Origin of the sequence: Caulobacter sp. (assembly GCF_049283275.1) — a bacterium.
Lineage (GTDB): Bacteria > Pseudomonadota > Alphaproteobacteria > Caulobacterales > Caulobacteraceae > Caulobacter.
The window spans coordinates 1-15582 of the sequence record NZ_JBAPVS010000278.1 but is presented as its reverse complement, the minus strand read 5'-3'; the positions used below and the strand labels follow the sequence as shown (position 1 = coordinate 15582).

The following is a 15582-nucleotide window of genomic DNA, read 5'->3' as shown; positions in this document are numbered from 1 at the left end:
TTCCCCTCCGCGTCGTGCGCGGTCGTTCCGCGCCCCTAGCCCCTTCTTCCACCCATTTCCCGTGGGGCGTGAGTCCCAAAGCCGTCTCGCGTGCGCGACGGCGCGTGGTCTTGCCTGAGGCAAAGGACTGATCCATGCCGTTCTCCGGCCAGTTGTGGTACATCACCGAAGGCGGCGACGCCGACACCAAGCTTGTCCGGGTCAATGACGACGGCACGAGCAGCACCACCGTCGTCAGCAACGGCACGGGGGGCACGGGCGACGACGCTTTCGTCAGCTCGTTCACCTCCGGCCTCGGCGTGGACACCGCGGCGGGCTTCTACTTCGCCGTCCTCAGCAACAGCATCGACGACCACGCCCTGCTGGTGCGGGGCTCGATCAACAGCGCCGCGGCCCCGACAACGGTGGTCGACTTCCCCGACGCCATCATCGTCGAAACGATCGAGGTCGATGCGGTCAACCGCAGGATCTATGTCGGCTATCAGGACGGCGCGGGGACGCCGAACGGCAACATCACCGGCATCCGGGTCTACAGCTACGACGCCGCGGGCGCCCTCACCGACCTCGGCTTCCTGACCACGGCCGCCACCGACAACCGGGCCAACGAGAGCGGTTTCTTCGTTCTCGATCCGCGGGATTTCGCGATCGACACCACGATCGTCGCCGGCGGTCGGATGTACTACACCGAAACGATCGGCGGCCTGGCGACCGGCCTCTTCCGTGTGGATCTCGCCAACCCGAACACCACCACGGTCGCTCTGGTCGCCGACGGCCAATTCAACAACACCACCTATGCCGACGGGGTCTTCGTCGACGTCGAGGTCGATGAGTCCACCGACCTGGTCTATTTCACGACCCACTCGCGCAATCCGTCGCCCAGCGCCAACTACGACGCCAACGACAACGCCCTCTGGTACATCAGCGGCAGCGCCTCGGGCGGCACCGCCGTCAAGGTGAACCTGACCGGCATGCCGGGCGGCAACCACTTCTACGCCGGCGACATGACCTTCGATCAGTCGACGCGGCAGCTCTATATCGAGAGCGAAGAGGTCGAAAACGGCGGGACGGACACCGACGACGTCATCTACGTCTTCCAGCTGGACGGCGCCGGTACGAGCGCCAGCCTGATCCGGACGATCAACCCGGGCCTTACGATCCCCGGGGCCACGGTCGAAGGGATGGTCTTCACCGATCTGGCGGCCCTGACCGTCACGGGCGCGGGTACGGCCGCGACCGAGCAAGCGGCGTCGGCGACCACCCTGCTGAGCGGCTCCCCGACCATCGTCGACAACGAAGGCGGCTATCTGATCGGCGCTACGGTGCAGATCACCGGCGGCACGTTTTCGTCCAACGAGAACAGCACCTCCGACGACCATCTGGGCTACGGCGCCGGCATGCAGATCACCGGCACGATCGCCGGCACCAGCATCACGGTCAGCTGGAACGCGTCGACCGAGACCCTGACCCTGTCGGGATACGACACCATCGCCCACTACCAGACCGCCCTGGCCGGGCTTGTCTACTGGGCCACGGGCGACAATCCGACGAACTACGGCGCCAACGCCAGCCGCACCATCACCTGGACGATCGACGACGGCACGCCGGGCGTGCTGGCCGGATCGGTCAACAGCGGCACGACGACGATCAACATCACGGCGGCCAACGACGCCCCGGTCAACGGCACGGTCTCCAGCGCCACCGGCAACGAAAACACCAACATCGCCGTCACGGGCCTGCAGATCAGCGATGTCGACGCCGATCCGGCGTCGGCCCTCGTCACGGTCACGCTCAGCGTGACCAAGGGCGTGCTGACCCTGCGGACGAATGTCGCCAGCGGCCTGTTGTCGGGCGATATCGTCGGCAACGGCACGAGTTCGGTCACCGTCACCGCCACGATCAACAAGATCAATCTCACCCTGGCGTCGTCCAACGGCTTGGTGTTCCTCGGCAACGCGAGCGTCAGCGGAACCGACACTCTGACGGTGGTCACCAGCGACGGCGGAGCCACCGGCTCGGGCGGCGCGCAGAGCGACACCGACGGCTACACCATCACCATCATCGGGCTAAACGACGCGCCGACCGTGAGCGGCGACGGCACAGAGGCCCTGGCCGCGACCAACGAGGACCTCAGCCCCACCACCCTGGCCAACACGGTCTCGAGCCTGTTCGGCGGCCAATACACCGATCCGGACGGCGACGCGTTCGCCGGCGTGGCCGTGATCGACAACGGCTCCACCGCCGGCACAGGCCAATGGCAGTACTGGAACGGCTCGACCTGGTTGAACATAGGCTCCGCCTCGACCGCCGTGGCGGTCGAGCTGTCGGCCTCGACGGCAATCCGCTTCGCCCCGGCGACCGACTTCAACGGCCCGGCCCCGACCCTGACGGTGCGTCTGGTCGACGCCTCCAACGGCGCGATCACCACCGGTGCGGTGGTCAACACCACCACCAACGGCGGCACGACGGCGTTCAGCGCCGGCACGGTGGTGCTCAGCCACGCCGTCACCGCCGTCAATGACGCCCCGACCGTCACCGGCGGCTCGGCGGTCAGCCTGACCTCGATCGCCGAGGATTCCGCGCCGGGCGCTGGCCAGACAATCTCGACGCTGTTCTCCAGCCACTTCTCGGACGTCAAGGACACGGTGTCCGGCGGTTCGTCGGCCAACGGCTTGACCGGCGTGGCGGTGACCGCCAACGCGGCGACCGCCGCCCAGGGCGTCTACCAGTATTTCGACGGTTCGGTCTGGCAGGACCTGCCGGCCGTCGCGACGTCCAGCGCCTTCATCCTGGACGCCAGCACCCTCGTGCGTTTCGTGCCGGCGGCCAACTACAACGGGACGGCGCCGTCGCTGACCGTCTCGCTGATCGACGACTCGTCCGGCGCGGTGAGCACCGGCGCGACGGCGGACCTGACCACCGTGGGCGGTTCGACCCCGTACAGCGCGTCCTTGACGCTGAACGTCGCGGTCACGGCGACAAACGACGCCCCGGTCGCCAACGGCTTGGCCATCCTGGCGGCGGTAAGCGAGGACAGCGCCAACCCCGCCGGCGCGGCCGTCTCCAGCCTGTTCACCGCGAACTTCGTTGATATCGACGGCAACAGCCTGGCCGGCGTGGCCATAACCGGCAACGCCGCCACGACCCAGGGGGTGTGGCAGTACTTCGCCGGCTCCTGGCAAGCGATCGGGTCGCCCAGCGAGGGTTCGGCCCTGCTGCTGGCGGCGGGAACCCTGGTTCGCTTCCTGCCGGCCGCCAATTTCACCGGCGCGGTCCCGGCCCTGACGGCCTATCTGATCGACAATTCCAGCGGCGCTTTGACCACGGGCAACACGCTGGACGTCAGCGTCAACGGCGGCCAAACCCGGATCAGCGACAACAGCATCACCCTGACCACCAGCATCACCGCCGTCAACGACGCGCCCGTGGTCCCGGCCAGCGCCACGACGGTCGGCGCCACCGAACAGACGGCGGCCGTCCTGTTGGGCTCGCTGGCGGTCTCGGACGTCGATCTGAACGCCCGCAACGGCGGGGCCGGCAATTACAGCGGCGCCAGCTTCGCGGTCCAGCGGGCCTCGGCCAACGCCGCCGACGTCTTCTCCTTCGCCTCTGGCGGATTGTTCACGGTCAGCGGGGCCAATCTGCAGGCCGGCGGCTTGACCTTCGCCACCTTCACCAACGCCGGCGGCGTGCTGAGCATCAGCTTCACCAGCTCGGCCACGACCGCGACCACGGCGCTGGTCAACGACGTCATCCAACACATCGAATACACCAACGCCAGCAACGCGCCGCCCGCGTCGGTGTCGCTGGACTACAGCCTCAACGACGGCGGCGGCCAGGGCAGCGGCGGCGCCCTTTCGGCGGGCGGCTCGGTGACGGTCAACATCACCGCGGTGAACGACGCCCATACAGGCGGCGCGTCCATCACCGGCACGGCGGCCGAGGACCAGGTCCTGACGGCGGTCTCGACCCTGGTCGATGTCGACGGTCTGGGCACGCTGCACTACCAGTGGCAACGCGACGACGGCGGCGGCTTCTTCAATGTCGGCGCCGATCAGTCGACCTACACCCTGGGCGACGCCGACATCAACGGCATGGTGCGGGCGGTCATCTACTACACCGACGCCGGCGGCACGGTGGAGTCGGCGACCAGCGCGGCCACCGCCACGGTCACGGCCGGCAACGACGCCCCGACCGGCGGCGCCAGCATCACCGGCACGCCGACCGAAAACCAGGTCCTGACCGCCGACACCTCGACCCTGGCCGACTCCGACGGCCTGGGCACGCTGCACTACCAGTGGCAGCACGACATCGGCGGCGGCTACGTCAATGTCGGCGCCGACCAGGCGACCTACACCCTGGGCGACTCCGACGTCGGCGGCCTTGTCCGGGTGGTGGTCAGCTACACCGACGGCCAGGGCTTCGCCAACAGCGTGACCAGCTCGGGCACCGCGGCCATCGCCGGCGTCAACGATCCCCACACCGGCGGCGCCGGCGTCACCGGCACGGCGACCGAGAACCAGGTCCTGACGGCGGTCTCGACCCTGGCCGATATCGACGGCCTGGGCACGCTGCACTACCAGTGGCAGCACGACGTCGGCGGCGGCTACGTCAATGTCGGCGCCGACCAGGCGACCTACACCCTGGGCGACTCCGACGTCGGCGGTTTTGTCCGGGTGGTGATCAGCTACACCGACGGCCAGGGCTTCGCCGAGTCGGCGACCAGCGCCGCCACGGCGAGCATCGCCAACGTCAACGACGCTCCGACCGGCGCGGTGTCGATCACCGGCACGAAGACCGAGAACCAGGTCCTGACGGCCGACACCGCGGCTCTAGTCGATATCGACGGCCTGGGCACGCTGCACTACCAGTGGCAGCGCAACACCGGCGGCGGCTTCGTCAATGTCGGAACCGACCAGGCGACCTACACCCTGGGCGATCCCGATGTGGGCGGGACGGTCCGGGTGGTGGTCAGCTACACCGACCAGCAGGGCACGGCCGAAACGGTGACCTCGGCGGCCACCGCGGCCATCGCCGGCGTCAACGATCCGCACACCGGCGGCGCGTCGATCACCGGCACGGCGACCGAGGACCAGGTCCTGACGGCGGTCTCGACCCTGGCCGATGTCGACGGCCTGGGCGCGCTGCACTACCAGTGGCAGCACGACATCGGCGGCGGCTACGTCAATGTCGGCGCCGACCAGGCGACCTACACCCTGAGCGACTCCGACGTCGGCGGCCTTGTCCGGGTGGTGATCAGCTACACCGACGGCCAGGGCTTCGCCGAGTCGGCGACCAGCGCCGCCACCGCGGCCATCGCCAACGCCAACGACGCCCCGACCGCCGCCAACGACGTCGACGCGGTGACGCAGCGCCTGACCGTCACCGGCACGGTTCGCGCCAATGACAGCGACATCGACAACACCGTCGCGTCGTTGACGGTGACCAATGTCGCCTACAACGCCACCCATGTGGACCAGACCGTGGTTCCCGGCGGCACGCTGGTGAGCGGCGCGCATGGCAAGCTGACGATCAATCCTGATGGAACCTACAGCTACGTCGCCGACCACGAGGGCCTGGCCTTTGGCGAGGTCGTGACCGACAAGTTCGACTACACGATCAAGGATCCTTCCGGCGCCTCGGCGACGGCCCAATTGACGGTGACCATCACCGGCTCGCTCGACGCCAACAACAGCAACAACATCCTGATCAGCAACGGCTTGGCCCACACCCTGACGGGCAAGGGCGGCGCCGACACCCTGACGGGCGGCGGCGGGGCGGACGTCTTCGCCTATGAGGCCATCAGCGACAGCACGATCGCCGCCTTCGACACCATCACCGACTTCACCCATGGCGTGGACACGCTGCAGCTGACGCCGCTGATGACCGGCTCGACCAAGCTGACCCTCAGTGCGGACGCAACCGGCAGGACCCTGTCCATCGACCTGAACGGGGACGGCACGGCGGAAGGTCAGATCAGGTCGCTGGGCCAGGGGCTGGAGGTGGCCGACATCGTCACCGGTGTGGCCAATCTGGGCTTCACGATCAACGGCTCGGCCGGCGGCGATGTTCTGCTCGGCGGATCGGGCGCCGACATCATCAACGGTTCGGGGGGCGCCGACACCATCTACGGCAACGGGGGCGGCGACATCCTCTCGGGCGGGGCGGGCGCGGACACCTTCGTCTACGACGATGGCCACTCTCCCATCCTGCATTGGGATGTGATCACCGACTTCCAGACCGGCCAGGACAAGCTGAACATCGCGGCGGCGGACGACGGCATCGTCATCCTCGCGCGCTTCGGCGCCTGCACCTTCATCTATTTCGGCACGCTGGGAAATTCGAGCGTCGTGCAGGTCTTCGGCGAAATTCGGACCTCGGACCTGATCGTCAGCAACCACGTCACCTTCTCGATGTTCGGAGACGACGGCGCCGGTGGCGGTGGCGGCGGCAGCAGCGACAGCCTGTCGGGCGGAAGCGGGGACGACGTTCTGGTGGGCGGGACGACCGACTCCACCATGGCCGGCGGCGACGGGGCCGACATCATGTACGGCGGCAGTGCGCACGACACCTTCATGTACGACTCGACCACGAATTCGAACTTCAGCGCCTATGACAGCGTCATCGGCTTCACGCCGAACGAGGACAAGATCGACATCTCGGCGATCGACGGCGGCAAGATCACCATCGCGCGCTTCTCCGGGACGACCTTCATCTACTCAGCCCCGGACGGCGCCGGGAACTTCCAGTCGGTCATCACCGTCTCGGGCACGACCTTGCAGGCCAGCGACATCATCGGCAGCGGCGGAGCGACCCAGGCCTTCACCATGGTCGGCGACAGCACCGCCCAGAACATCGCCGACACGGTCGTCGGGGCCGGCGGCAACGACATCCTCTACGGGCTTGACGGGAACGACACCCTGACCGGCGCCGGTGGAGCCGACTTCATGATCGGCGGCGCGGGGGCGGACACGTTCGTCTACAACGCCCCGGCGGACAGCGGGATGTTCAGTCAGGACCTGATCTTCGATTTCAGCCAGGCCGAGGGCGACAAGCTGAGCCTGACCGGCATCGACGCCAATGCGGCGACGGGAGCCAACGACGCCTTCTCGGTGGTGACCAGCTTCTCCAGCGTGGCGGGTCAGCTGATCGTCGCAGCCCCGGACGCGTCGGGCTACTACCATGTCTCAGGCGACGTGAACGGCGACGGGCTGGCGGACTTCATGATCGCCCTGAAGGTCACCGGCACGCTCACCTCGGCCGACATCCTGCTGTAGCGCGGGTGTCGGTCCGTCGGCGGCCTAGGCGAACACCACCGTCTTGACGCCGGCGATCAGCACGCGGTGCTCGACGTGCCAGGTGACCGCGCGGGCCAGCACGGTGCACTCGACGTCGCGGCCCAGGGTCACCAAGTCGTCGGGGGTGTGGCTGTGGTCCACGCGGTGGACGCCCTGCTCGATGATCGGCCCCTCGTCCAAGTCGGTCGTCACGTAGTGGGCCGTGGCCCCGATGATCTTCACCCCACGCTCGAAGGCCTGGTGGTAGGGCTTGGCGCCCTTGAAGCTGGGCAGGAACGAGTGGTGGATGTTGATGCACCGCCCCGACAGCCGCGCGCACAAGGCCGGCGACAGGATCTGCATGTAGCGGGCCAGCACCACCAGATCGACGTTCAGGTCATCGACCAGCGTAAGGAAGGCTTCCTCCTGCTCGGCCTTGTTGGTCTTGGTGGTCGGCAGGTGGAAATAGGGCAGGCCGCTCCATTCGGTGAACGAGCGCATGTCCTCGTGGTTGGACACCACCCCGACGATCTCGACGGGCAACAGGCCGGCGCGCCAGCGGTGCAACAGGTCGAACAGGCAGTGGCCGAACTTGGAGACCGCGATCAGCACCCGGGGCTTGGCGCCCGCGTCATGCAGGGCCCAGGTCATGCCGAAGCGCTTGGCGATAAGCTCGAAGCCCCGGCGCAACGCGTCGATCCCCGGCATGGCGCCGTCCGGACGAAAGACCGTGCGCATATAGAACTGGTCGGCCAGGCCGTCGTTGAAATGGCTGCTCTCGACGATCGAGGCGTCGTTACCGGCCAGGAAGCCGGACACGGCGGCGACCACGCCCTTACGATCGGGGCATTGCAGGATCAGGATGTAGCGCTCGGCGGAGGTCTTGGCGTCCATGCAGGGGTCGTAGTCCACCTCCAGAGCGGGACCAAGACGCATTGTTCTGACAGAGCCTTTACAAAAACGCCGGCCCGCAACGAAAACGGGCCGCGATCACCGACATGATCGCGACCCGTGCTTCAAGCCGGTCGAAGGGGATATCCCGGCTGGAAGGTTTCGTGGCGGTCGATGGGCGCGGGCGAAAACCTCGTCCTTCGACAGGCTCAGCATGAGGCTTGTTTCCGCCGAGCCTGGACTGGTCCTCATCCTGAGCTTGTCGAAGGACAAGGACCACGCACGGGGCTGAAGGTCCCGCCTAGAACTTCACCGCCAGCGAGACGGCGTAGTTGCGGTCGGGCTGGGTGTAGGCGTCCTTGACGGTGGCGTTGTCGGCCACGCCGCGCACGTCGCTCCACCAGGCGTAGGTCTGGCCGGTGATGTTGAAGACGCCGCCGCGCAGGGTGACGTTGTCGGTGACGTTCCAGTAGGCGGTCAGGTCGAACACCGTGAAGTCCTTGGGCATCCAGCAGTAGTCCGGCCCGGCGTAGGTCTTGGGCGGCGTGCCCGTGGTGACGCTGCAGCTGACGCCCGAGCGACCTGTCGATTCCTTGGCCGAGTGGACGGCGTTGAGCGCCCCGCCGAACCGGCCGGCCGGTTCGCGGTACGACAGGCCCGCCACCAACTTGACCGGGTCGATCGTGACCAGCGGCGCCTTCTTGCCGGCGTTCTCCGAATTGCCTCGGGCGTAGGACGCCGCGCCCTGCAAGGTGAAGCCGCCGCCCAGTTCGGTGACGAACCGGGCCTCGGCGCCGCTGATCTCGGCCTTGGACTGGTTGATGTACTGGTAGACCGCCGGGTTGGTGGGGGTGAACGCGCCGCGCACCTGCACTTGCTCGATGAAGTCGTCGTACTTGCCGGTGAAGCCGGTGACGCTGGCGTTCCAGGTCGGACGGTTCAGGCGCAAGCCCAGTTCGAAGGTCTCGCTGGTCTCAGGCTTCAGGTCGGGGTTGGACACCGACATGTAGTTGGACACCAGGTTGGCGAAGCCGTTGTTGACCTGCGACGGCGAGGGGGCCTTGAAGCCGGCCGCCGCGTTGGCGAACACCGTCACCAGGTCGGAGGCCTTCCACACCACGCCCAGCTTGGGCGAGACGTGACTGTCGCTTTGGCTGGCCGGCGCATTGGCGGTGAACAGGGCGTCGGTCTTGGGCTCCAGCTTGTAGTAGTCGAAGCGCACGGCCGGGTAGAAGGTCACCGGACCGAAGGCGATCTCGTCCTGCGCATAGGCGCCGGCCAGGGTGTAGTCGGTGGTCGGGAAGGCGCGGGTGGGGAACACCTCGCCGGCCGGCGGGACCGTGCCGTCGCGCACGCCCTCCTGGCGGGTGATCGAGGCGTCGCCGCCCCAGACGAACTTGTGGGTCACGCCGCCGATCACGGCGTCGCTGTGCAGCTCCAGCGCCGCGCCCCAGACCTCGTTGTCGAAGGTGGCGTCGCGGATGCGGTCGGCGGCGGTGTTGCGGTTCTCGGCCGAATACTGCCGGGTGGTGCTGTTTTGGTAGTAAAGCGTGGTCTGGGCCGACTGGATCACGCCCTGGCCGCCGTTGAAGCGGTGGTCGAAGCTGACGCGGTCGCGCTGCATCTCGTCGAAGGCGGTCAGGCCCAGAACGCTGGTCGCGGCCAGGGGCGGCTTGGCGATGGCGCTCAGCACGTTCCAGGAGACGTCGCTGTCCAGGTGGTCGTAGGTCAGTCGAAAGCGGTTCTGGTCGTTCAGGGTGTAGACCACGCGGGCCAGCACGGCGTTGGACTGGTTGTCCTCGGGATTGGCGGTGGTGCGGTCGGTGTTGGCGGAGTCGTTGGTCCCGGCCGTCTTCTGGCCCTCGCCGTCGCGGCGGGTGTAGGCGATCAGGCCCTCCCAGCTTCCGGACTGTCCGGCGGCGGTCAGGCTTTCGGTCCAGCTCTCGTCGGCCGAGGCGTAGCCGACGCGGCCGCGCAGGCTGAAGGCCTTGCCCGACGTCAGCAGGTCGGACGGATCCTTGGTGAAGTAGTTGACCGAACCGGCCAGGCCGTCGCTGCCATAGAGGGCCGAGGCCGGACCGCGCACGATCTCGACCGACTTCAGGGTGTCCAGATCGACATAGTCGCCGCGCCCCATGTTCTGGGCGCCGAAGGCGTAGCCGTCGGGCACGCGCACGCCGTCCACTAGGACCAGCACGCGGTTGCCTTCCAGCCCACGGATGTTGAAGCCCGAATTGCCGTCGCGGCCGGTCGAGGCGCCGGCGGCGGTGAAGCGGGCGGGGGCCCTGCGCACCGAGACGCCCGGCTCGAAGCGGACCAGGTCCTTGATGTCCTTGACCAGCCCGTCCTCGATCTCCTGGTCGGTGATGACGCTGGCGGTCACCGGGGCGTCCTGCAGCTTCTTCTCCGAGCGGGTGGCGGTGATGGTCACTCTGTCCAGCTCAACGGCGGCGTCGGCCGTGGCGTCGGCGGCAAACGCGGCCTGTGCGCAGAGCAGGGCGGTGGCGGAAGCCGCCGCGAAGCAGGTGAGCTTGGCAAGCTTGGAGCGAGACATCGAAGACCCCCGGGTCTGGTTCTATAGATGCGAACCATTCGCATCTCGTTGGGGCCGAGCTACGGCCATCGAACGGCTTGGTCAAGCTAAATGAGATTGATTCTTAGAATCACTATCATTAAGGCTTTCGGCGAAGCTTTATCGAATCCGGAGATTTCGCCCATGCGCCGCTCACTTTCCTTCGCCGCCTTCGCGGTCGGCGTGGCGTTCGCCGGGGCCCTGGCCGACGCGGCCCAGGCTCACTCGCCCTATCTGCTGCCCAGCACCTTCGACGTCACCGACCGCAAGCTGGTGACGGTGCAGGGCTCGTTCACCGAAAGCTTCTTCAGCCCCGAGGTGGCGATGAAGTCCGACGCCTGGGCGGTGGTCGGGCCGGACGGGGCGCGCAGCCCGCTGACCGCCACCAACCTGCGCGAACTGGCCTTGGTCGAGGTGACAACCGACAAGCCTGGCACCTATCGCATCACGACGGGCCAGCGCACCGGCCGCACCGCCAAGGCCGTGCTGGTCAAGGGCGAGTGGGCGTTCCTGGAAGATCCCAGCAAGGCCCCCGCCGGGACTACCCCGGTCGACATGCAAAGCCTGACCATGGCCGACGTCTATGTGACGCGCGGCGCGCCGAACACGACAGCCCTGGCTCCGGTCGGCAAGGGCCTGGAGTTCGTGGCCGTCACCCATCCCAGCAGCATCTTCACCGGCCAGGACGCCAAGTTCGTGGTGCTGTTCGACGGCAAGCCGGTCAAGGGCCAGGCTGTCACCCTGAACGCCGGCGACGACCGCTATGCCGACACCAAGACCCCGCCGATCACCCTGACCAGCGATGACCAGGGCCGCTTCACGGTCAAGGTCGTCCGCTCGGGCGTCTACCAGATCCAGGCCCGCCACCGGGTCGCCCCGACCGCCGCCGATCCGGTCGGCCATTCCTACACCTACGCCCTGACCTTCGAATCCCTGCGCTGAGAAAGAACAGCTCGATGAACACCAAGATCGCTTTCCTGGCCGCCGCCGCTCTCTGTGTGGCCGCCCCCGCCTTCGCCGCCTCGCACGCCCGCGACACCTTCATCAAGGAGCAGGACCTCAACGGCGACGGCTCGGTCAGCAAGGACGAGTTCAAGGCCGGCCGCGAGAAGCAGTTCGCCGGCATCGACGCCGACAAGAACGGCGCCCTCTCGCAAGACGAATATGTCGGCGAGTTCACCGCCCGCCTGACCAAGCGCCTGGCCGCCTCGACCGACACGGCCGAGAAGAAGGAGGAGGAGGGCGTGCGTCAACTGCGCCAGGCTGATGTGCGCTTCGGCGTGCTCGACACCGACAAGAGCGGCGGCATCACCTTGGCCGAGTTCGACTATTCCGGCTGGCGGATGTTCGTCACCCACGACACCAACAAGGACGGCGCGGTCACCGCGGCCGATCCGGTGGCGGAGGATAAGGACTAAACCTCTTCAAAACCCGCTCTTCCCGGCGAAGGCCGGGATCCAGATGGAATGGCTAAGCAGCTGACGCCAAGAGCCCTGAGCTCTTCCAGCCCGCCAGACCGCCATGGGATCTGGGTCCCGGCCTCGCCGGGAAAGAGGATTTAAATGGCAACCTCCTGGTTGCCTATACCGCCTCTTGGAGTCATGAATAGGCAACCAGGAGATTGCTCATCATGACCGATCGCATCGAGAAGACCATCGACCTGAACGCGCCGATCCAGCGCGTCTGGCGCGCCATCAGCGACCACAAGGAGTTCGGGACCTGGTTCAGGGTCGAGCTGGAGGCGCCGTTCGTCGTCGGCCAAGAGGCGCGCGGCAAGATCGGCTATCCCGGCTACGAGCACCTGACCTGGAAGGCGACGGTGGTGGCCATCGAGCCGCCCAGGCGTTTCGCCTTCACCTGGCATCCCTACGGCGTCGATCCCGACGTCGACTACGACAAGGAGGAGCCGACCCTGGTCGAGTTCCTGCTCGAACCCGCCGGGGCCGGCACGCGGCTGACGATCATCGAGTCCGGCTTCGACAAGGTGCCCGCCCACCGCCGCGAGGAGGCCCTCCGGATGAACGACGGGGGCTGGACGCAGCAGGCTCAGAACATCAAGGCCCATGTTGAATCCTGAGCTCGCGACCCTCGATCCCGCGCCGATCTTCGCGGCCCTGGGTGACCGCACGCGCCTGTCGTTGCTGAGCAAGCTGGGCGACGGCCAGGCGCGGTCGATCGCGGCCCTGTCGGTCGACACCGCCCTGACCCGTCAGGCGATCACCAAGCACCTGCATGTGCTGCAGGACGCCGGCCTGGTGGCCAGCCTGAAGGTCGGCCGCGAGAGCCGCTTTGCCGCCCGGCGGGAAACGCTGGACGAGGCGCGCGCCTATCTCGACGGCGTCTCGCGCCAGTGGGACGAGACGTTGGGGCGGCTTAAGGCGTTCGTGGAGAGCGACGTCCCTTAGGCTGTCATCCCAGGCGTAGCGAGGCGAAGATCCGGGACCGCCGGAAGCGCATGCGCTCGGGCATCGATCCCGGATCGGCGCGCTGCGCGCTTGTCCGGGATGACAACCATTTTCAGTCCTGGACCGCCAGCACGCGGACGCCGCGCGCCCGGCCTTCGGGATCGGTCCAGTGGAAGGCCTCGCCGGCCGTCAGGCCGATCAGGGCCGCGCCCACGGGGCTGAGCACCGAAATGCGGTTGTCGTCGATGCTGGCGTCGCGCGGCAGGCTGATATGGACGATGCGGGTCTGATCGTTGGACAGGTCCTGGAACGCGACCCGCGAGCCGATGCGGACAAACGGCCGCGGCGCCTCATCGGGCTCGACGATCACGGCGCGGGCCATTTCGTCGGCCAGCACGCGGCCGCCTGGCGCGCGGCCGGCCGCGGCGTCGGCCAGGTTGGACAGGATCTCGAAGTCGGCCTCGGTCACGTAGATCGCGGGCAGGGCTCGGGTGGATTGGGTTTGGGTGGAAAACATAGTCGTATTGGCTTTCTGGATTTGTCTCGAGCCTTGGCCGGCGCTGCAAAGCGCGGCTTGCTGGGGCTCGGCAGGCGCGCGCCATGGGGCGCGGGCGTTTGGTGAAGACCGGAAGCTTCGGAAGGAAGCCGCGTCCCCAATCAGGATCGTGCGTGGCCTAAAGCGACGCTGGCCGTCTTACGGCCGATCTGAAAAGGGCATGGCGGTGGGGACCTTCCACGTAACTCCAGGCGATTGGCGCTGAGCGCGAGCCTGGAAGCGACGAGCCTGTGGTCAGGCGTCCGGCGCGATCTTTCCGCGCTCGGTGACAGTTAGGTGGGGACGCGATGGTCCGATGTCAAATCGCGGGGCGCCTATTGACCGCGCGTCGAGCCGGATCACTCGGACCGGGGCGGGGACTTCGCGGCCGGCGGAAGATCTTCGAGATGGTCATAGAGGATGCGCTCGGCGTCGCCCTTGGGGTCGTCGTACTGGCCCGCCCGCATCGTCCAGAGGAAGGCGGCCAGGCCCAGGGCGCCCAGGGCCAGCGAGGCCGGCGCGAGGAAGAGAATGATGTTCATCGGCGCCTCTTCTCACCCAAGGCTGGACGCACGGCGTTGAGCAGCACCGTGATCGAGGATCCGGACATGGCCAGGGCGGCGATGAACGGATTGATCAAGCCTAGCATGGCGGCCGGTCCGGCGATGAGGTTGTAGAGCGCCGAGAAGCCGAAATTCTCCAGGGCGCGCCGACGGGCGGTGCGCGCGACGACGATGGCCTGGGCGACCGCGCCGAGTTCGTCGCCGGTGAACACCAGGTCGGCGGCGTTCTGGGCGGCGTCGACGGCGGCTCCGGGGGCCATGGAGGCATGGGCCTTGGCCAGGGCCGCCGCGTCGTTCAGGCCGTCGCCGACCATCAGCACCTTGCGCCCCTCGGCCTTCAGGCGATCGATGACGGCGGCCTTTTCGAACGGCGTCAGGCCCGCGCGCCAAGCCTGGACGCCCACGGCCCGGGCGACCTGGCCCACCGGTTCTTCCAGATCGCCTGACAGGATCTCCACGCTCAGACCCAGGTCGCGGATCGCGGCGATGGCGGCCGCCGCGTCGGCGCGGGGCTGGTCCTCGAAGGCGAACCGGATCTTGACGGCGTCGTCGACGAAGCCGAACCACAGCTCAGTCTCCCGCGCGCCCTGGGCGACGCCGACGAACGACGCGCGGCCCAGGCGGGCGCGCCGTCCGTCGATCAGCCCCTCAACGCCTTGTCCGGGCGTCTCCACACAGTCGTTGGCGACCGGACCGAGGCCGGCTTGGGCCGCCAGGGCCCGGGCCAGCGGATGGCGCGAAGCGCGCGCCAGGGGCGCGGCCATGGCGACCAGGTGGCTGGGGGCGTCGATCAGCCGGGGCTGGCCGGCGGTCAGCACGCCGGTCTTGTCGAACACCACGTGGTCCACCTCGGCCAGGCGCTCCAGCGCCGCGCCCGACTTGACCAGCACGCCCTTGCGGAACAGCCGGCCGCTGGCGGCGATCTGCACGGCCGGAACGGCCAGGCCCAGGGCGCAGGGACAGGTGATGATCAGCACGGCGGCCGCCCGCAGCAAGGCTTCGCGCGGGCCCAGGCCCAGGGCCCAGGACGCCAGGAAGGTCAGGGCCGCGGCCGAATGCACGATCGGCACGTAGAGGGCGGCGGCCTTGTCGGCCAACCGCACATAGGCCGAGCGGCTCTGGGCGCCGGCCTCCATCAGCCGCGCGATCGCCGCCAGGGTGGAGTCCTCGCTGCGGGCGGTGACGAGGACGACCAGGCGGCCGGTCAGGTTCAGGGCGCCCGCGTGCAGCGCCGACCCCACGCCCACGGGCGCCAGGGCGGTCTCGCCGGTGATCAGGGCGTTGTCGAGTTCGGACAGGCCTGCCTCGACCCGGCCGTCGACCGGAACGCGCTCGCCGGGCG

General features: G+C 68.0%; 10 protein-coding genes. 5 read left to right on the top strand and 5 right to left on the bottom strand.

Going from position 1 to position 15582, the window contains the following annotated elements; translation table 11 throughout:
* The first annotated feature begins 134 nt into the window (after positions 1 to 134).
* Positions 135 to 7274, top strand: a complete 7140-nt coding sequence (locus WAL33_RS15700) for a M10 family metallopeptidase C-terminal domain-containing protein (protein ID WP_422182457.1) — start codon at positions 135 to 137, stop codon at positions 7272 to 7274.
* A gap of 24 nt (positions 7275 to 7298) precedes the next feature.
* On the opposite strand, the gene purU is transcribed toward WAL33_RS15700, so the two are convergent.
* Together purU and WAL33_RS15690 are read right to left on the bottom strand one after the other, a co-directional pair.
* Positions 7299 to 8168 (bottom strand): formyltetrahydrofolate deformylase, encoded by an 870-nt coding sequence (purU, locus tag WAL33_RS15695; RefSeq protein ID WP_422182482.1) that lies wholly within the window; start codon positions 8166 to 8168, stop codon positions 7299 to 7301.
* 298 nt (positions 8169 to 8466) lie between these two features.
* The gene (locus tag WAL33_RS15690) at positions 8467 to 10719 is read right to left on the bottom strand and encodes a TonB-dependent hemoglobin/transferrin/lactoferrin family receptor (RefSeq protein WP_422182456.1); all 2253 of its coding nucleotides are present in this window, start codon (positions 10717 to 10719) and stop codon (positions 8467 to 8469) included.
* A 162-nt stretch (positions 10720 to 10881) separates the two neighbouring features.
* Here WAL33_RS15690 and WAL33_RS15685 point away from each other — a divergent pair, with 162 nt between their 5' ends.
* The 4 genes from WAL33_RS15685 (at position 10882) to WAL33_RS15670 (ending at position 13142) form a co-directional block, all read left to right on the top strand.
* Positions 10882 to 11679 (top strand): DUF4198 domain-containing protein, encoded by a 798-nt coding sequence (locus WAL33_RS15685; RefSeq protein ID WP_422182455.1) that lies wholly within the window; start codon positions 10882 to 10884, stop codon positions 11677 to 11679.
* Between the two features lie 14 nt (positions 11680 to 11693).
* Positions 11694 to 12155 (top strand): EF-hand domain-containing protein, encoded by a 462-nt coding sequence (locus WAL33_RS15680; protein ID WP_422182454.1) that lies wholly within the window; start codon positions 11694 to 11696, stop codon positions 12153 to 12155.
* 212 nt (positions 12156 to 12367) lie between these two features.
* Positions 12368 to 12814 (top strand): SRPBCC family protein, encoded by a 447-nt coding sequence (locus WAL33_RS15675; RefSeq protein ID WP_422182453.1) that lies wholly within the window; start codon positions 12368 to 12370, stop codon positions 12812 to 12814.
* Positions 12801 to 13142: an ArsR/SmtB family transcription factor gene (locus tag WAL33_RS15670; RefSeq protein ID WP_422182452.1), complete on the top strand. Its 342-nt coding sequence runs from the start codon at positions 12801 to 12803 to the stop codon at positions 13140 to 13142. The genes WAL33_RS15675 and WAL33_RS15670 overlap by 14 nt, the downstream gene beginning before the upstream one ends.
* A gap of 112 nt (positions 13143 to 13254) precedes the next feature.
* Here WAL33_RS15670 and WAL33_RS15665 read toward each other — a convergent pair whose 3' ends face one another.
* The 3 genes from WAL33_RS15665 to WAL33_RS15655 all read right to left on the bottom strand — a co-directional run.
* Positions 13255 to 13659 (bottom strand): GreA/GreB family elongation factor, encoded by a 405-nt coding sequence (locus tag WAL33_RS15665; protein WP_422182451.1) that lies wholly within the window; start codon positions 13657 to 13659, stop codon positions 13255 to 13257.
* A 377-nt stretch (positions 13660 to 14036) separates the two neighbouring features.
* Positions 14037 to 14219 carry a cbb3-type cytochrome oxidase assembly protein CcoS gene (ccoS, locus tag WAL33_RS15660; protein ID WP_422182450.1) on the bottom strand — a complete coding sequence of 61 codons (183 nt, stop codon included), beginning with the start codon at positions 14217 to 14219 and terminating at the stop codon, positions 14037 to 14039.
* Positions 14216 to 15582: heavy metal translocating P-type ATPase (locus WAL33_RS15655; protein WP_422182449.1), on the bottom strand; the 1367-nt coding region annotated here is incomplete at its 5' end. The genes ccoS and WAL33_RS15655, both read right to left, overlap by 4 nt.